General features: G+C 34.5%; 15 protein-coding genes. 6 read left to right on the top strand and 9 right to left on the bottom strand.

Annotated elements, in window-relative coordinates; all coding sequences use genetic code 11:
• Positions 1-200 precede the first annotated feature (200 nt).
• Genes rpiB through E5D58_RS13755 form a run of 3 tightly spaced genes read left to right on the top strand, consistent with a single transcriptional unit; the run spans position 201 to position 2,008 of the window.
• On the top strand, positions 201-635 hold the full coding sequence (rpiB, locus tag E5D58_RS13765) for a ribose 5-phosphate isomerase B (RefSeq protein ID WP_136482740.1): 435 nt from the start codon (positions 201-203) through the stop codon (positions 633-635).
• Positions 636-1,553 (top strand): cation diffusion facilitator family transporter, encoded by a 918-nt coding sequence (locus E5D58_RS13760; RefSeq protein WP_136482738.1) that lies wholly within the window; start codon positions 636-638, stop codon positions 1,551-1,553.
• 11 nt (positions 1,554-1,564) lie between these two features.
• A complete protein-coding gene (locus E5D58_RS13755; protein ID WP_136482736.1) occupies positions 1,565-2,008 on the top strand; it encodes a GNAT family N-acetyltransferase in 444 nt (147 codons plus the stop codon).
• An 8-nt stretch (positions 2,009-2,016) separates the two neighbouring features.
• Here the strand turns inward: E5D58_RS13755 and E5D58_RS13750 are convergent, their stop codons facing one another.
• From E5D58_RS13750 to rnpA, 4 genes are all read right to left on the bottom strand, one after another.
• A complete protein-coding gene (locus tag E5D58_RS13750) occupies positions 2,017-3,354 on the bottom strand; it encodes a T9SS type B sorting domain-containing protein (RefSeq protein ID WP_136482734.1) in 1,338 nt (445 codons plus the stop codon).
• A 6-nt stretch (positions 3,355-3,360) separates the two neighbouring features.
• Positions 3,361-4,221, bottom strand: coding sequence for an OmpA family protein (locus E5D58_RS13745; protein ID WP_136482732.1), 861 nt, complete (start codon positions 4,219-4,221; stop codon positions 3,361-3,363).
• 140 nt (positions 4,222-4,361) lie between these two features.
• Entirely contained in the window at positions 4,362-5,996 is a 1,635-nt protein-coding gene (locus tag E5D58_RS13740; RefSeq protein ID WP_136482730.1) for a S41 family peptidase, read from the bottom strand.
• A gap of 11 nt (positions 5,997-6,007) precedes the next feature.
• A complete protein-coding gene (rnpA, locus tag E5D58_RS13735) occupies positions 6,008-6,475 on the bottom strand; it encodes a ribonuclease P protein component (RefSeq protein WP_317129285.1) in 468 nt (155 codons plus the stop codon).
• Positions 6,476-6,515: 40 nt separating this feature from the next.
• On the opposite strand from rnpA, the gene E5D58_RS13730 reads away from it, so the two are divergent.
• Both E5D58_RS13730 and E5D58_RS13725 read left to right on the top strand, forming a co-directional pair.
• The gene (locus E5D58_RS13730; RefSeq protein WP_136482728.1) at positions 6,516-8,369 is read left to right on the top strand and encodes a CBS domain-containing protein; all 1,854 of its coding nucleotides are present in this window, start codon (positions 6,516-6,518) and stop codon (positions 8,367-8,369) included.
• A gap of 13 nt (positions 8,370-8,382) precedes the next feature.
• Positions 8,383-9,573 (top strand): M14 family metallopeptidase, encoded by a 1,191-nt coding sequence (locus E5D58_RS13725; protein WP_136482726.1) that lies wholly within the window; start codon positions 8,383-8,385, stop codon positions 9,571-9,573.
• 8 nt (positions 9,574-9,581) lie between these two features.
• Here the strand turns inward: E5D58_RS13725 and E5D58_RS13720 are convergent, their stop codons facing one another.
• From E5D58_RS13720 to E5D58_RS13700, 5 genes are all read right to left on the bottom strand, one after another.
• On the bottom strand, positions 9,582-10,403 hold the full coding sequence (locus E5D58_RS13720) for a hypothetical protein (RefSeq protein ID WP_205660322.1): 822 nt from the start codon (positions 10,401-10,403) through the stop codon (positions 9,582-9,584).
• A 4-nt stretch (positions 10,404-10,407) separates the two neighbouring features.
• Entirely contained in the window at positions 10,408-12,111 is a 1,704-nt protein-coding gene (locus tag E5D58_RS13715) for an amidohydrolase (RefSeq protein ID WP_136482724.1), read from the bottom strand.
• A gap of 134 nt (positions 12,112-12,245) precedes the next feature.
• Positions 12,246-14,072 carry a M1 family metallopeptidase gene (locus E5D58_RS13710; RefSeq protein WP_136482722.1) on the bottom strand — a complete coding sequence of 609 codons (1,827 nt, stop codon included), beginning with the start codon at positions 14,070-14,072 and terminating at the stop codon, positions 12,246-12,248.
• A gap of 69 nt (positions 14,073-14,141) precedes the next feature.
• Complete coding sequence (locus E5D58_RS13705; RefSeq protein ID WP_136482721.1) at positions 14,142-15,755, bottom strand: S8 family peptidase; 1,614 nt, start codon at positions 15,753-15,755, stop codon at positions 14,142-14,144.
• Between the two features lie 27 nt (positions 15,756-15,782).
• On the bottom strand, positions 15,783-16,640 hold the full coding sequence (locus E5D58_RS13700; protein ID WP_136482719.1) for an MBL fold metallo-hydrolase: 858 nt from the start codon (positions 16,638-16,640) through the stop codon (positions 15,783-15,785).
• Positions 16,641-17,129: 489 nt separating this feature from the next.
• Between E5D58_RS13700 and E5D58_RS13695 the strand changes: the two genes are divergently transcribed.
• Positions 17,130-18,950 (top strand): cation:proton antiporter, encoded by a 1,821-nt coding sequence (locus E5D58_RS13695; RefSeq protein WP_136482717.1) that lies wholly within the window; start codon positions 17,130-17,132, stop codon positions 18,948-18,950.
• Positions 18,951-18,965: the final 15 nt, after the last annotated feature.

Genomic DNA, 18,965 nt, shown 5'->3' with positions numbered 1-18,965 from the left:
CCTTTTAATGCTTATAACTTAACCAAAAATTTACATTAAGTTATTTGTATGTTACCTAAATGTTACTGATTGAAAAAATAAATGAATTCTCCTAGTTTAAATTTTATAAACTAATGAACAGTTATTAACAAGTAATTAATACCAACATTCACAATGTTTATAATTGTTACCTTTGTACTTCTTTAAATTATAAAAACGTTATGACAATTTCTATTGGGAATGACCATGCAGGAACCGATTATAAATTTGCTATTAAAGAACTCCTAGAGTCTAAAGGTTTTACTGTTAATAATTATGGTACCGATGCCAATGATAGTGTAGATTATGCAGATTTTGTACATCCAGTAGCAAAGGATGTTGAAAATGGTAATTCTACCTATGGTATTTTAATTTGTGGCAGTGCCAATGGTGTGGCAATGACCGCTAATAAACATCAAAAAATTAGGGCCGGTTTATGCTGGAATAAAGAAATTGTACACCTTATTAGAAGTCATAATAACGCTAATATTTTGTGTATTCCCGCTAGGTTTACAGCTATTAAGCAAGCGCTCGAGATGGTTGAGGTATTTTTAAACACTGAGTTTGAGGGGGGAAGACATCAAAACCGTATCGATAAAATTCCTTTATCTTGTTAAATGGGACAGCATCATGGGCATAACCACGCACATGATCATTCCGATTTAAAGGGTCGGAATCTTGTTATATCTATTTTATTAAATATTGGTATTACCGTAGCACAGGTTATTGGTGGTTTGGTATCTGGCAGTTTGGCTTTATTAAGTGATGCCTTGCATAATTTTAGTGATGTTTTATCACTAATAATTAGCTATGTTGCCAATCGATTAACCAAAAAGAAAGCTTCAACAAAAAAAACGTTTGGTTATAAACGCGCCGAAATTCTAGCGGCTTTTATTAATGCGGCTTCACTAATGATTGTAGCTATTTTATTAATAATTGAAGCGTTTAAAAGATTTAGAAATCCCGAAGTTATCGAATCTAATTTAGTTATTTGGTTATCTCTTATTGCTATTTTAGGCAATGGTTTTAGCGTGTTGTTACTAAAGAAAGACTCTAAAGCTAACATGAATATGAAAAGTGCTTATTTGCACTTGTTAACAGATATGATGGCTAGTGTGGCGGTATTAATTGGTGGTTTGCTCATGAAATACTATCAGTTATATTGGGTGGATAGTTTACTTACTTTGGCTATTGCTATTTATTTAATCTGGATGGGTTTTGATTTGTTGAAGAATTCTACTAGAGTACTCATGCTTTTTACACCAGATTCTATTCCTATAGATACTATTGTTAACGAGATAAATGCTTTTAAGAGTATAAAAAATGTGCACCATGTTCATGTTTGGCAGTTAAACGAAGATGAAATTCATCTGGAGGCTCATATCGATTTTCATGAAGATATTACCTTGTCTCAATTTGATGTTATTTTACACGATATTGAAGATTTGGTTTTTAATAAATACGATATCAATCATGTAAATATTCAACCAGAATATGGTAAAGATGATGTTAAAGATGTGATTGTACAGGATTAAGTTAAATCGATATGTTAAGTATTAAGATAAAATCGTACGATGAATTATCCAAAGCTCATTTATATGCGTTATTGCAATTGCGTAGTGAGGTGTTTGTGGTAGAGCAGGATTGTGTCTATCAAGATATTGATGGAAAAGACCAAGATGCTCTACATATACTCGGTTTTAAGGCAGATAAGTTGGTTGCTTATACGCGAATTTTTAAACCTGGTTTGTATTTTGAAGAAGCTAGTATTGGTCGGGTTGTGGTGGCCAAAGAGGAACGTAAGCATAGTTACGGTTATGATATTATGAAAGCGTCAATAAATGCTATAGAAACTTATTATAATCAAAAAACTATAAAGATTTCGGCACAGTGTTATTTACAAAAATTTTATACTAACTGCGGATTCGAGGCCGTGGGAGCATCTTATCTGGAAGATGGTATTCCACATATAGCAATGTTAAGACAGTAAATAAATTTTTAACGTTTTAGCGCAAAATAACCTCTTAATACTTGGCCCGTATTTAAAACTACTTCGTACCAGTAACTGTCTGTATTCATTGGGAGGCCTCTATAAGTCCCATCCCATTTTGGAGTGTCTCCAGGTAAAAACTTTAATAATTTTCCATGACGGTTAAAAATACTCACATTATTAATCGTTTTTGAACTATCCAAAATTTCCCAGGTATCATTAAAACCATCATTATTTGGCGTAAAATACTTCGGAATGTAATATGGATTATCGGTAATTAAAACATTGAAATTAGATTCATTGCGATAACAATTCTCTTCATTATATATGTATATGGTTTGTGAAGCGCTAATGATATCTCCAATATTTAATCTATTACCATTAGCGCCAGATTGTGTATAATACTGCCCATTTACAATTGGGGGAAGTGTATAACTTACACCAATAAAATCGTCTAAAGAATCTACAGGGACTTGAGCATCACAAGCTTCATTTGATGCGGTATAATTATTAAAAGTACTAGGAATCCAAGTACTGTGATCGGCATTAGGATTATCTACCACCACACAGTTTAAATTAGGATTGTTTGAAAAGTTTATATCGATAATATTACTGTTATTACCATTGTTAAGAATAAGTTGGCATAGTTGATTGTTGCTTGCATTTAAGGTAGTTAAACCAGTATTTTTACTTAAATCTAATGTATTTACTAGGTTATTTTGAACCAGTAGTACTTTTAAATTGCCATTATTAGTTAAGTTAAGACTAGCTATTTGGTTTTGTTCACATGATAAATATGAGAGGTTTGAATTGCTGGTAACATTTAAGCTTGATAAGGCATTATTTCCACATTGAAACCTACTTAAAAAGGTGTTTTTTGAAACATCTATAGCGTTTAGGTTATTGTTTTCACAAGCTAAATCAACCAAGTTAGTGTTATTGGATACGTCTAGCTGGGTTATCATGTTATTTTCGCAACGTAAAGCTGTTAATGCCGTGTTTTGGCTAATATTTAAAGTACTAATTTGGTTACTAAAACACCACAGGATTTTTAAATTTGAAAGTTGTGCTAGGTTGATAGTTGTTAGCATATTTACCGAACAATCAAGGTTTGTTAGGGCTTTAAAATCCTGAATACCTGTTAAATCCTGAATACCCTTACCTTTAATATCTAAATTGGTAACATTAGCAATATTGGTGGTTGGTACTTGATTATCGAGAGGGGGTGTATCTAATCCTAAATCGATTAGTGCTTGTTCAAAATTATTGTCTGGAATAGCTGTGTTTTGGCCAATACTTGTTAAGCAGAAAAAAAGGGTAACAATACAACACCAAGTTTTAAACATAGTTGATTAATTAGCATCGTCTTCTGCTGTGTGGGTTATTAATATTTCAACCCGTCTATCAAATTTAGGATCACCGCCTAAAGGAAATTTTCTACGCATTCCTAAATGACGCATACGCCTTTTATCAATGCCCTTTTTCGCAAAATAATCGTACACATATTTTGCCCTAGCTTCAGAAAGGTTTCTCTTTTTTGTTTTTCTATCTACAGCATCTCTGGTATATTGTGTACAGCATACATGGCCTTGAATGGTGAAGTAGATATCTTTTCTTTCAACTAAAGCGTTAGCTATGTCGTTAAGGGTTTGTTTAGATGATGGTGTTACGGTAGCATAGCCTGTTTTAAATAAAATATTTTTAAAAACAATTTTATCTCCCTTCTTACTATCATTAATTAATTCTACAACACCTTTTTCTTCAGGTTCAACTTTTTTGGGTGTTTCAGGCTTTGGTTTAGGCGGCCTAGGTTTTACTATAATTTCCACCTTTCTATTCAAACCACGTATTTTTAAAATATCATCTTCTTCTTCAACAATAATTAACAGAATTTCTCCTTTTCCATCTACATTGTTTATTAAACTTTCGCTTATTTCATTATTAGAAAAAATAGCTTTTATAGCATCAGCACGTTGTTGAGAGAGTCTTAAATTATAGGAATCGGCTCCCCGATCATCACAAAAGCCAAATATGGAAATAGATTCAATATCGACATCGGTTAATTTTGAAATAAATAATAATAAACGATTAACCTCTGTACTAGGAACTTCATATTTATCGGTCTCAAAATAAACCTCATGAGTTAGTTCATTTTGAGATAACAGCGTTGTAGACTGAAGCACAATTAATATTGTTACTATTAATTTAGTCATAGTAGGGAATAGAAAACGATATAAATATAATATTTTCTACTTAAATTTTAACGACATACCTACATATGTAAATATTTCATGGATAAAGAGAATCGTTCTTAGCACTTTCAATATAAAAATCCGATAAAATACGCTACTCTTTATTCTAAATAGCTTTGGTAGCTTGTTGGTTTGGCTAGTATTTCCATAGATTTTTTAATAGCAGGATCATGAATTTTGTAGTACTCATACAAACCTTCTCTATATACATATCTTTTTACGATATCTTCGGTTAAAAGGCTTAATAAAAAGTCTTTGTTTTCATCGATAACTAAAGTTTTGGATGTGTTTAAGTTAGTAATTAAGGTATTATAATCTTTAGATATATTGTCATTTAACTCTTCCTTTTTTGAAGTCTCAAAAGCCTTTTTAAGTGCTTTTTCCGTTTCTGTTTCAAATGAAAAATTATGAGTTATTAAATAATCTTTAAAGTTTTTAAAATCATTAGCCGATAACGATAAGCTATTTATATCATCATAGGTATGGTTGTAGTAATATTGAGTTGCAAAGTCAAATATTAAATCGCTGTCTACGATAGCTTTAGTAATCGTTGAGTTTTTTGGAGCTCCTATAATTTCGTCCGGAAATATACCTCCGCCATCAAATACTTGCCTACCATTTTTGGTTTTAAAAGCGTTGTAATTCTCTTGCTTTACTCTTACGGCTTCCCCTTTTTCATTACGGTTCCAATAATCTAAAGATTGAATACATCGTCCAGATGGGGTAAAATACCTTGAAATAGTAATTTTTACTTGAGTGCCGTAGGTTAAAGGTTTAGGGCGCTGTACTAAACCTTTTCCAAAGCTTCTAGAGCCTACAATAACAGCTCTGTCAAGGTCTTGAAGTGCTCCAGATACAATTTCACTTGCAGAGGCGCTAGAACCATCAATTAAAACAACCAAAGGCATGTTTGCATCAATAGGTTCGTTTTTGGTGATATATGTTCTATTGTATTTTTTTACTTTTGATTTGGTTGTGGCTACCAATTCGTTCTTTGGTACAAACAAGTTAACTATTTTAATAGCTTCGTTAACCAGTCCTCCAGGATTACCTCTTAAATCTAAAATCATTTTTTCGGCACCTTGGGCTTTTAAGTCTCTTAGAGCATAATTAGTTTCTACATAGGCTTTTCTACTAAATTGGCTTAAAACAATATAGCCGGTATTACTATTAATCATAGAAAAATGCGGAACTGCTTTTATTTCAACTTCTGCTCGTTTAATACGAGTTGTAGCTGTTTTACCTTGTCGTTTATAGGTAATCTCAACGTCAGAGCCCGGTGTACCTTTTAGTAAATCTCCAGCATTGTCATTATAATTTGAGACTTGAATATTTCCTATTTGAATAATTTCGTCACCAGCCTTTAAACCTGCTTTATCTGCAGGATAATCCTTATAGGGTTCTATAACAATTAGCTTATCGAGCAGGGTTTTAATTTTCGCGCCTATTCCCGTATAATCGCCAGTATTATTAATTCTTGCCGCTTCTACATCTTGCTCATTCATAAAGTTAGTGTATGGATCTAGGTCTGATAGCATACTTTTTATGGCGGTATCCATTAAATCACCAGGGTTAGTATCATCAACATAGTTCATGTTGAGTTCTTTAAATAAGGTGGTAAAGATTTCAATTTGCTTTGCTATTTCAAAAAAATCCTTTTTGAAGGCCGTAGTAGTAAAAAACACCACGCCAATCAAAACAGGAACAAGCACCTTCTTTTTTAGTAATAATTTCATGTAATCAGTTCTTATTTAGATATCTTTTTAGAGAATTTATCAAATAATAAATTCATTTTTTTTTCAACTTCTTGATACGATGGTTGGTCTTTACCAATGTACAAAATCATTAGGGCGTACTGTGTTGAAATATTGTTAAAATAGCGGGACTTATTCAATCTGTAAGATTCTCTCAATAAACGCTTTATACGATTTCTGTCTACGGCAGTTTTAAAGTTTCGTTTACTAACAGACACGCCTGTTTTGGCGAAAATAGATTCTTCAAAGCTAGCTGGTAGGTATACCAATCGTAAAGGAAAAACAGATATAGACTGACCTTCTGAAAACATTTGATCAATTAGCTTTTTACTTTTCAGTTTTTCTTTTTTCGAATAGGTGTAAAACATAAGTAGCTCTCTTGTTACAAAAGTAGCAATTACAATTAAAAGACTGCCCAGTATGAGGACCTCATGATAAAAATCATATTTAAAAAGCGACATTCGGAGTAATTTTAGCCCTTAGAACCAATCAAGATAAAGGATGGGAAATTTAAAAATAACCTCACTAAACACTAAAAAGGACCGAGAAAACTACGTGCATCATTTATTAAATGATATTAAAGCACTAGACATGCTAATAGATAAAGGCTTAATAGATGATGGTCCTCTAAGAATAGGAGCAGAGCAAGAGTTTTGCATGGTAAATGAAGATTTTTTTCCTGAAAGCAAATCTCTAGAAATATTGGAGGATATTAATGATAGTCATTTTACCACAGAGATAGGAAATTATAATTTGGAACTTAATTTAGATACTTTTGAGCTAGGTAATGAGTGTTTTTCAAAACTGCATAAACAACTAGAATCTTTATTAAACAAGGCCAAAACTGTAGCCGAAAAGAAAGGTATTAAAATTGTGCTTACTGGAATATTACCATCTTTATCTGTAAGTAATGTAGATGAGAGTAGTATGACGAATAAGGAACGTTATACCGTTTTAAATGATGCCATTAAAAAGAGCCGCAGAAAGAGTTTTGATATTCATATAAAGGGTGTTGATGAGCTTAATTTATTACATGATTCTGTAATGCTCGAGGGGTGTAATACAAGTTTTCAAATGCATTTACAATTAAACCCTAATGGTTTTGTCGACAATTACAATTGGGCGCAAGCTATCGCAGGTCCTATTTTAAGTGCTTGTACAAACTCACCACTTCTGTTTGGAAAAGAGCTTTGGAGTGAAACAAGAATAGCCTTATTTACCCAAAGCGTCGATACCAGAGCCAATTCATATTTACTTAATGAAAAGCAGTCTAGGGTGAGTTTTGGAAGGGATTGGCAGAGAGGTACAATAACCGATATTTTTAAGGATAATATTACGCGTTTTAGAAGTTTTTTAACAACCGATTTTGTTCTTGATAGTGTGAAAATGATTGAGAATGGCGAAACACCCAGGTTAAGGGCTTTGCAACTTCACAACGGAACTGTTTACCCTTGGAATAGGGTATGTTATGGTGTTTTAAATGATAAACCAACCTTAAGAATTGAAAATAGATATATCCCTTCTGGGCCTACGACTGTTGACGAAATTGCCAATATGATGTTTTGGGTAGGTGTTATGTTAGGTAAGCCTAAGAAGTATGATAATATCCATGAGCAATGGGATTTTAAGGATGTAAAAAATAACTTTTTTAGCGCCGCACGATATGGAATGGCTACTCAGTTTTATTGGAACGGAAAGTATGTGTCTAGTCATCAATTAATTATTGATGAGCTTTTACCAATGGCTTATAAAGGGCTTTATAGGTATGGGGTGTCTCCTAAGGACGCCGAGTACTATTTAAAGATTATTATCAATAGGGTAAGGGGGCATAATGGTTCGGAATGGATGGTTAGAAACTATAGGGACCTTCAAAAAACACATCATCGTTTTGAGGCTATGCAAATGTTAACAGCAAAAATGTATGAGAAGCAAGAAAAGGGATATCCTGTTTCGGCCTGGGGTACAGTGCATCATTCTGATGAGTCTTTTTTTAGTAAAGGCAAGCTAGTAAAGCATATTATGAGTTCAGATATTTTTTCCGTAGGGAAAAAAGATAGTGTCGATTTGGTTATTAATATTATGAAATGGAAAAATATTCATCATATGCCAGTTATAAATAGCGATAGAGAATTACTAGGACTAATAAGTTCAACTGATGTAGATGCCTACTTAGCCCAAGACAAAGTTCCTCATAATAGCGTTTCAAAGCTTATGCAGACAAGTATTGTGACTATAGATCAATATGACTCGGTTAAAAATGCAAAAGACCTTATGCAGAAGCATAATTTTAGAAGTTTGCCTGTTGTTAAAAATAATAAGTTGGTGGGATTAATAACTAGTAACGATTTTGATTAATAATGCATGATACATGATTGATGTATATAGTAAGGCCTTAGATAAGTATACAAAAGTTAACCGAGTAATAGGTAGGGTAGAAGGGTTACAACCTGGACCCACAGTTGTTTTTTTTGCTGGTATTCATGGTAACGAAACCTCGGGGGTATTTGCTATTAAGAGTTGTTTACAGTCTCTAACAAAAGACCATGTTCGTGGTGTAGTATATGGTATTTCAGGAAATTTAAGAGCACTAAAAAAGCATCAACGATATATTAACGAAGATTTAAACAGGCTTTGGACCAAACCGCATATAGATATTATAAAGTCAAAAACGGTTTTAAACCCGGATGAAGCAGAGTTATTAGAACTTCTTGAAGTGCTCAATGATATTTTAAAGAACGAGGTTGCGCCTTTTTATTTTATTGACTTACATACAACCTCCAGCAGAACATTACCATTTATTACTATTAATGATGCTCTTATTAATAGAAAGTTTTCTCAGGAGTTTCCTGTGCCAATTGTTTTAGGTATTGAAGAGTATTTAAGTGGACCTTTATTAAGCTATATTAATGAATTAGGGTATGTTTCTTTAGGGTTTGAATCTGGGCAACACGACGAATTAAATGCTATTACATATCATGAGGCATTTGTGTATCTATCACTAAAAAAATCTGGTGTTTTAGATGAGCAGTCGTCCTTAGATTTTTCATATTATCACAATCTGCTTTTTCTTGCAACATCTGGTTCTAAAGCAGTTTTTGAGGTGGTATACTTGCACAGCCTTAAAAATGAAGATGCTTTTAGTATGTTAAATGGGTTTGATAGTTTTCAACCTATAAAAAAAGGTATTCCTTTAGCCATACATAATAATAAGGAGTTAAAAGCACCCACTACAGGTAGTATTTTTATGCCATTATATCAGAAGAGGGGCTCCGAAGGCTTTTTTATAATTAAACCTATTAAACCCTTTTTTTTAAGATTATCAGCTCTACTGAGAAAGGTAAGGTTTGATGGTGTTTTAGTATTATTACCGGGGGTGTCTTGGGCTAATAAAAAGGAGGGAATACTTCAAGTAAACCTAAATATTGCTCATTTTTTTGCTAAATCTTTTTTTCATTTATTAGGCTATAGAAGTCGTCATATAACAGAAACACATTTAAGATTGAACAACAGAGAGCGTGTAGCCAAGTCTAAGCTTTATAAGAAAGAAGCTTGGTATTAGTTTATTAGCTATTTAGGAAATAGTAAAACAAGACCTGTTCTAAAACCCCATTCTGCAGTATTACCGTTACCGTAGGGTATTCTGGGACCTAGAATGAACTGAGTCATTTGTTTTCCTAAGGTGAATACTTTTGAAGCTATAAGATGCAAATACCCTGAGGAGGTATTGTTGTTCCAATTATGGGTGAGTTCAGTATTAAGTGCTAAAGCATAACCTCCTGCAAAGTTTTTTGCAAGAAACGGTTGGAAGAATGTAGCATTAACCGCAGCTCTTTCGTTACTGCCTGTTAAAGACCAAATATGATTTATAAGGCCACCAAAAGTTAAGGTCCCAGTCTGTTTTAGGGCTACTGCGGTGGGACCAACACCAAATTTTTCAGTACCTAGCAATTGGTCTGTTGCAGTTGGTACTAGTAAAACAGGGCCTGCTCCCCAGATTACTCCTCTTGATGTTGGTGCTTTGGGCGAAAAAAATCCACTTACTACAGCATCACTTATTCCAAATTGATTACCACTATTACCGAAAACGTCATTCTGGGAAATAACAGGTAAAATAATTCTACTTACTAAATTCCAGTTTTCACTAATACTTATGGGGATAACGGGCTGAATATTTAGGGTCATTCTTGATCCATCACTAGAGCCTACACCAAAATCAAAATTGAATTGAAAGGGGACACTAACTAAACTTGCTATAGGGTTTTGTAGTTGTTTCGCTAAGGCATCAGCCTCAGCGATTGGCGCGACCGAATTATTGGTGTTATCGGGTATTTGTGCATATATTAAGCCGTGTATAGTAAATATGCATAAAAGTAAACTTAACGTTTTCATTTTTTTATGGTTTTTGATAAACAACCTGGCCTTCTTTTATGGTAGTATTCACCAAGATATTTTTTATGTTTTCTTCCGAAACTTTTAGCGGATTTTTATCAAGTATAACCATATCTGCTAATTTACCGGCTTCTAAAGTTCCTTTAGTTTGCTCTTCAAAATGTTGATAGGCAGACCATACGGTTATACCTTTTAAGGCTTCATAAGGTGTTAGTTTTTCATGAGCGCCTATAACCTGTCCTGATCGTGATTTACGTTCAACAGAGATACCCACCATGCGCATTAAATTTGGCAATGCTACTGGAGCGTCGGTATGAATAGTTACTTTAAGACCTTTATTTATAGCGGTTCTCATTGGGCTTATTTTGTTTCCAAGGCTATCTCCAATAATCTGCTTATGCCAATCGCCCCAATAAAAGGTATGCAAAGGAAAAAAAGATCCGATAATATTTAGTTCTTTAAAGGCATCTAATTGATCTTCTCTAATATATTGACCATGTACCAAAACATTGCGTCTATTACTATTTCCGTATTTTTTGGCAATAGGTGTCATGGTTCTTATCATTTGATCCATCGCCGCATCACCGTTGGCATGTGTAAGTATTTGCCAGTTATTTTTAAAACCCGTTTCATAAATGCTTTGTACAACACTATCATTAGGTATGGCGGGGTAGCCGGCGTAGTCTTTGCTCGTCCCTTCTGGTGGAATAAGATAAGGTTGTGTTCTCCAAGCTGTTCGCCCTTGAGGAGAACCATCTAATGTTAATTTCATACCTCCAATTCTGTAGTGATTTGTATATGATGTCCCATACCATTTAGAGTCCATGAACTGGTCAGTAAATAAATAATCTATATAACTTACAACGTCTAATTTGATTTTACCTTGCTCGGCTGCATTTGCTAATATGTTATGGTTTTGCATGGCTCGGCCTTCTTGAGCTGTAGTATAACCATAAGAGAGCGCCAAATCCTGGCCAGCCTTAAAGAAAATATCCTCGGCCTCATTAGATGCGGGATGTATAACTTTTAACATATGTGGAATAGCTGCAAGTTCTTCTAAAACCCCGTTAGGTTCGTTACCGTTTTCTCTTCTTATAATACCGCCCTCAGGATCTTTGGTGCTTGCATTATAACCAATTTCATCTAAGCCTTTAGAATTTACAACGGCAAAATGTCCAGATATGTGTATCAGCATAATGGGATGTTCTGTGGTTACCTTATCTAAATCATGCTTGGTGGGAAATCTTTTGTCTTCGAGTACAGAATCATCGAATCCCATACCAAATATCCAACCAGTTAGGCTTCTGTTTTCAGGTGTGTTCCATGTTTTTAATATTTCTATTAACGACTCAATATTGTTAGCTTCGGCATCTGGAGGTGGTAATATTTGAGCTCCAATAGCTTGTGCAGAAAATGCGGCAAAATGGGCGTGTCCATCAATAAAACCAGGTAGAAGAGTCTGTCCATTTAGATCAGTCATTTTATGTCCTGGCCCAGCAACCTCCATGGCTTTATTCGAAGCACCGACAAACTCAATTTTTCCTGCCCGTTCAACCAGCGCTTCCTTGTACTCTGGAGTGTCGCCAACCATGGTTAAAATATCGCCACCGTAATACACGGTAGCAACACTTTTAGTAGTGTTTTTGGAATCTTTACAAGATACTATGAGTAAAGCTAATAGTAGTATAATTGTGGCATGCCTAGTCATTCTTCCTTGAGTTTTTCAGTTAGAAGTCAGTAAGTTATAAAAAAATATGTTCTTATAGCTGACACAGATATGTTTTGTAAAGCATAGTTGATATGCTTATAAAAAATGAAGTGCGGAGAATACGAGTAGGTGCTTTATTTTACATTGTTTACTCTGTTAATATCTGCCATCCTACTACTAGGGTCTATTTCTACTGATTTTACAGGCTTAGAAACTTTAAAACTATAAGTAGGGTAGGACCAAGCCCAATCCTTTATTACTGTGGCTGAGGTTGGTTTTTCTCCCCGCATCATTTGTAAAGGAATATAAAAATTTTCAGTGGTGTTATCGGTATAAGTAATTGATAGGTCTATAGGCATTGGCATTAAACCAATTCTTTCTAAAGTTATAGAGTCCCCTTCAATAGACTTTACACCATAATCTATGGTGTTGATGGTGCGTGTCCAATCATTTAAGTACCAATCTAATTCGAGGTTTGAAACTTTTTCGGCAATTCTTATAAAATCGGTGGGAGTGGGGTGTTTAAAAGCCCATTCGTTAAAATAAGATTTAATGGTTTTTTTAAGGTTATTATTTCCAATTACATAACCAAGTTGATTTAAGAAGATATAACCTTTGTAATAAGCAGATATTGCCGAAGAACGATTAAAATTAAATCTATCGGCATGTGTTGTTTGTGGTTGCTCGGTTCCAGATTCAACATAGTAATTATAAACATCGTAAACACGCCGTGTAGGTTTACTAAAAGGCTTATTAAAGATTTTGCTTTCTGCTAGTTCTCCAAAATACTCTGTAAAGCCTTCATCCATCCAGTAATTGGTAAGTTCATTTGTTGCTAGCAAAAATTGAAACCAAGAATGTGCCATTTCGTGGGCTGTAACTCCAAATAGACCATCAAATTCACCTTCTCCAACTATTAAAGTACACATGCCGTACTCCATACCACCATCACCACCTTGAATAATAGAGTATTGTTTATACGGGTATTGCCCAATATTTTGGCTATAAAATTCCATTAGTTTTTGCGCATAAGGTTGCAGTTTTTTCCAGTTATCGAGCTTTTCTTGCGGCATGGTGCGCTTATACAAGAAATGAAGTAAAGGACCATTAGGAACCTGCAAAGTATCATGATTGTATTCTGGGTCGGCTGCCCAAGTAAAATCATGTACATTTGGAGCCACAAAGTGCCAAGTAAGTTTGTCTTGGGTAGTTGGTGTAATTGCACCAGTTTCGTAGCCATGACCTATTCTATTAGGGTTTTGCAAGTAACCAGTACCTCCAAGGGTGTAATTTTTATCAATTGAAATCTTAACGTCAAAATCCCCCCAAACACCATGAAATTCACGACCAATATAAGGGTCTGTATGCCATCCTTCAAAATCGTATTCAGCTAGTTTAGGATACCACTGCGCCATGGATAAAGCAACTCCTTCTTTATTGTTTCTTCCCGATCTTCTAATTTGTAATGGTACTTGTGCATCAAAATCCATTTGAAAAGTAACTTTTTCTCCTGGTTGTATTGGTTTTGCTAGAGCTACCTCTAAAACAGTACCTACGGTTTCATAGTTTAAATTTGTATCATTTTGTTTTAAAGATATGACGTTTATATACCCAATTTCATCTGGTTTTAGTTGGCTAATTCTATTACCAACTCTTGGGTCTGGATCTTCTATGGTTCGAGACCTTACGTCCATTTCACTTCCTGGTTGAAAGGCATTGAAGTAAAGATGATAAAACACCTTGTTAAGTACGTCGGGCGAATTATTGGTATACACCAAAGTTTGTTTGCCTTTATACTGGTAGGTGTTCACATCCATATCAATATCCATGGTATAGTCTACGTGCTGTTGCCAATAGGTCGACTTTGAAGTTTGCGACGTACCTGTAGCTTTAACATTTTTAGAACTACTACAGGATATGAATAATGAAACAAGAAGAACATAGATAAATATACGATTCATAGATACTTAATTTAAAATAAGCTTGTCTAGACTTATAACTAAACAAGCTTATAAATTTAATATATGTAATTACTTCGCAGCCGATAATTTGGCGGCCATAATTAAGGCATTATAAGCATTTACCATTTTTGAAGATTTTGATAAATCTGCAAATGGACGAACATCTTCAGAGTCTCCGCCCACAATAACTTGTCTTTTAATAGCTAAACCAGAATCCATTATAATTTGCTTTACTTGGGCAGCTGTTAGGTTTGGGTAGTAGGAGCGTATAAGAGCTGCAACGCCAGCTACAGCAGGGGCAGCCATAGAGGTGCCTCCTTTGGTATCATATTCGCTCTCTGGGGTTGTAGAGTACACACTAGCACCAGGCGCAAAAACATCAACATTTTGCTTGCCATAATTAGAGAAACTAGCCACCATATTTGAACCATATTTTGGAGCTAATGCTCCAACACGTATGTAGGTGTCTGATATTTCTTCACCATCAATATTATCATCAGGGAAATTAGGTTCAATATCAATGTTTGCACTGTCATTTCCAGCGGCATGTACAAATAGTACATCTTTTTCAGCAGCATAGGTTATAGCCTCACGCACCCAATCACTATGTGGAGAATAACTTTTTCCAAAACTCCCATTGATTATTTTAGCACCGTTATCTACGGCATAGCGTATAGCAAGTGCAACATCTTTGTCGTATTCATCGCCATTAGGGACCGTTCTAACACTCATAATTTCAACGTTGTTAGCAACGCCATTAGCTCCTAAACCATTGTTACGCTCGGCAGCAATAATACCAGCAACATGCGTGCCATGACTTTCACTTTTCTTAACAGGTTTAACGTTGCCGTCTCCATAATATTTGGTAGACATATCGTCAGGGTCATCGCCAGTAACCCGGCCTTTAAGGTCTTTGTTTAAATTGGAGTTTAATCGATTATTAATACTCTCAAGGCTATTGCTAATTTCCTTTAAGGCGTCTTGCATACTGTCCAGATCATTGCTGAACATATATTGTGCTATTTGAACCGACCTGCCCAAAACCTCATCTTCAGTTTTAATGGCATTAACTTCTTCCTTAGAATAATCTTTTTTTCCGAGGTGATTAGCTATAGCTTCATCTGCATTTTTTACCTGCTCATAAATTTGATCGTATTGGGTTTTTCTGCCCAACCATTTTTCGTATTCTTCTTCATATTCTGCTTTGGCTCTAGCATAGTCTGGATTTGAAGTGTCTCCTTTTACTAAAATCCTTACCAATTCTAATTGTTCATCGTAACCAGCACCCAAGAAATTCCAACCATGCACATCGTCTACATACCCGTTTTTATCATCATCAATACCGTTATTTGGTATTTCTCCTTTGTTGGTCCAAATAACATTTTTTAAATCTTCATGATCAATATCAATACCTGAATCTAGAACAGCCACCAAAACTTTTTCGCCTTTTTTCTTTTTAATGAGTTCAGCATAAGCTTTGTCGACACTCATCCCTGGAATGGTATCTTTCACTAAGTCTAGGTGTCCCCAATTATGCTTTTCTGCTTCTGTTAATTCTGAAACTTTTAAAGGCGATGTATCAATATTTTCTACAGGAGTTGATAATATATCTGCGGTACCACCACATCCAGAAATTAAAATAGTTAATAATGCTGATGCTGTTATTGATTTAAATGATTTCATGCGTATCAATTGATTTTATCATGTTTATTATAAAATGTCGTTTGCCGTAATTATACTTTTTAGTCTTACCCCTTTTTCTGTTTGTTTTACAGTAATAATTTCATTGTGAGCATCGTGCTCTAGAAACAAATGGATTTGCTCATTAGCTGCCATATTTAAAAATGTTTCCTTTTCTTTTAAGGTTAATAATGGTCTAGTATCATAGCCCATAATATAAGGGAGAGGTAAGTGTCCTGCCGTTGGTAATAAGTCGGCCATAAAAGCTATGGTTTTTCCTTTATGTTTAATTAAGGGAATCATTTGCTTATCGGTATGGCCATTTGCAAAGAAAATATCAAAGCCTAATTCGGAGTTTTTGAGTGTATCTCCAGTGGGAATGTTAACAAACTTTAACTGTCCGCTTTCTTCTATAGGAAGTATATTTTCTTTTAAAAAAGAGGCCACCTCCCTTTTATTAGGGTTTGTTGCCCATTCCCAATGGTCCTCATTGCTCCAGTAATACGCATTTTTAAAGGCTGGTTCGTAACCCGTTTTGTCTTTGTTCCGTTGAATGCTACCTCCACAATGATCAAAATGCAAATGAGTTAAAAATACGTCGGTAATGTCATCTCTATGAAAACCATATTTTTTCAATGAATCATCCAAATTATCATTACCCCAAAGGTGATAATAACCAAAAAACTTATCGGATTGTTTATTGCCCATCCCATTATCAATTAAAATAAGCCTGTTACCATCTTCAATTAGTAAACATCGCATACTTATTTCAATCATATTATTGGAATCGGATGGGTTGGTACGTTCCCATAATGACTTGGGTACCACGCCAAACATGGCGCCACCATCAAGTTTTAAATTTCCTGCGCTAACGGGGTATAAATTCATAGAATTGTAAAATTAAGAAATCTGTTTAGATTCCTTGAATTTGTTAAGAATATATTTAGATATTTATGTTTTAAACGTTTTCCAAAATCAAAGATTGTCGAGATTTCTTTTATTGATGATGACATGAGTAATAAAAGGACCAACTAATCTTTCAACTAGACTAGAGTTAAACCATTTGTTAGAGGCGTTAGGAGGGTAGTTCTTTGTTTATAGAAAACATTTTTATGCTCATGTTAGAAGAAACTCATCGATAAACAGAATACACTAAAATGGTCATGAATACTAGAAGTAGGATCTTGTATGTTTTGTGCTGAAAAACACTATGAAAAGCCCTAAAAACACTCTTAAAGAGCTTTAAAGACTAGCATTTTTCGTTTTTATAAGAAGCTAAAAGTTAGATAGTATTTTTTATAAACTTAAAACAAAATATTATAAGTTGAAATCGATGGATTTAGTTAAATTAGTGATTTTTATTATTCATATAGCTATATGTTAGAACTAGCAGGTATTATTATTTTAGGAATATTAGCCCAATGGGTAGCATGGAAGTTTAAAATACCAGCTATTCTGCCACTTATTTTAATTGGCCTTTTAGTTGGACCAATTGCTTCTGAGTATTTTAGTGAGGACGGCTCTAAGTGGATGGAGCCTGTTTGGAATGGAAAGAAGGGTTTTTTTCCTGGTGAGGGTTTATATTATTTTGTGTCTTTAGCCATAAGTATTATCTTATTTGAAGGAGGACTTACACTTAAGCGTTCTGAAATTAAATCGTTGGGTCCAGTAATATCAAAACTAATTACCTTAGGAACAACGATAACTTTTTTTGGGGCTGGAATCTTAGCACGGGTTATTTTTAATTTAAGTTGGGAGCTCTCTTTTTTGTTTTCGGGTTTGGTTATTGTAACAGGGCCAACTGTAATTACACCTATTTTGAGAAACATTCCGCTAAAAAAAGATATTTCTACCGTTTTAAAATGGGAAGGTATTTTAATAGACCCGATTGGAGCTTTAGTAGCTGTATTGGTATTTGAGTTTATTAGTGTTGAAGGAGATAGTGGTTTTACAAAAACAGCATTAATTGAGTTTGGTAAAATTCTTTTATTTGGTATTACTTTTGGGTTTACGTTTGCACATGCTTTGGCCTTCGTTATTAATAAAAAATTAATCCCACATTATTTAATGAATGTGGTATCGTTATCTACGGTGCTCTTGGTATTTGTAGAATCTGAAATATTTGCTCACGAATCTGGTTTACTAGCGGTCGTGGTTATGGGTATGGTTTTGGGTAATGGCAAACTTAAAAATATTAAGGAATTGCTTTATTTTAAGGAATCCCTTAGTGTCTTATTAATTTCCATATTATTCATTCTCCTTGCGGCCAATATTGATTTTGAGGACCTCATGCTACTTTATACATGGAAAACAGTTATTTTGTTTTTTGCAATAGTGCTCGTTATTAGACCTTTAGGTGTTTTTTTAAGTACTCAGGGTTCTAAGCTACGTTTTAATGATAAACTTTTTATTAGTTGGGTAGGGCCAAGGGGTATTGTAGCGGCTGGTATAGCATCACTTTTTGGGAGTAAATTAATTAAGCAAGGTGTTGAAGGGGCGGAATATATTACGCCTTTGGTATTTATGGTTGTGCTAGGTACCGTATTATTGAATGCTACCACGGCCAGGTTGTTTGCTAAAATGGTGGGTGTTTTTCTAAAAAAATCGGAAGGTATTTTAATAGTAGGAGCTTCGCACGTATCGCGTCTTATAGGCAGGTATTTAGAAGATAATGGCAGGCATGTTGTGCTAATTGACAGCAATCAAACTAATATTAAATTGGCCCAAGAAGAGGGGCTGGAGGCGATTGATACCGACATTTATTCTGAAACGTTAGATGATAATATTGAACTTAATGATGTTGGCTTTTTAATGGCTTTAACTGGAAGTGCCGATATTAATGCCTATGCTATTGATAAGTTTAGGGGGCAATTTGGTGAGAGTGGTTATTACCGGTTAATTACGGCAGAAGAAATTGACAATCCTGATAGTCCAGAAGAAGGCTTGTTTTCTCAAACCGACGATTTTAATTCATTGACAGAGGTAGCAAGAAATAATCCTAAAATCCATGAGATAGAGCTGAAGGACAGAATGCATTTTGAGAAACTAATTGAAAGAACCAATAACGACCCAGATATTATTCCGTTATTGGTAAAAGACAAGAAGGGCGTGTTGGAGATAATCTCATCGCAGAATAAGGCTATTGATAAAATTGCATCAGGCTACAAGCTAGTGTACTTGGGTAAAAAAATAAGGTAAGCAAGGATATAACTT

It is taken from the genome of Cognatitamlana onchidii, from assembly GCF_004804355.1.
Lineage (GTDB): Bacteria > Bacteroidota > Bacteroidia > Flavobacteriales > Flavobacteriaceae > Cognatitamlana > Cognatitamlana onchidii.
This window is presented reverse-complemented; position numbering and strand designations above follow the sequence as displayed.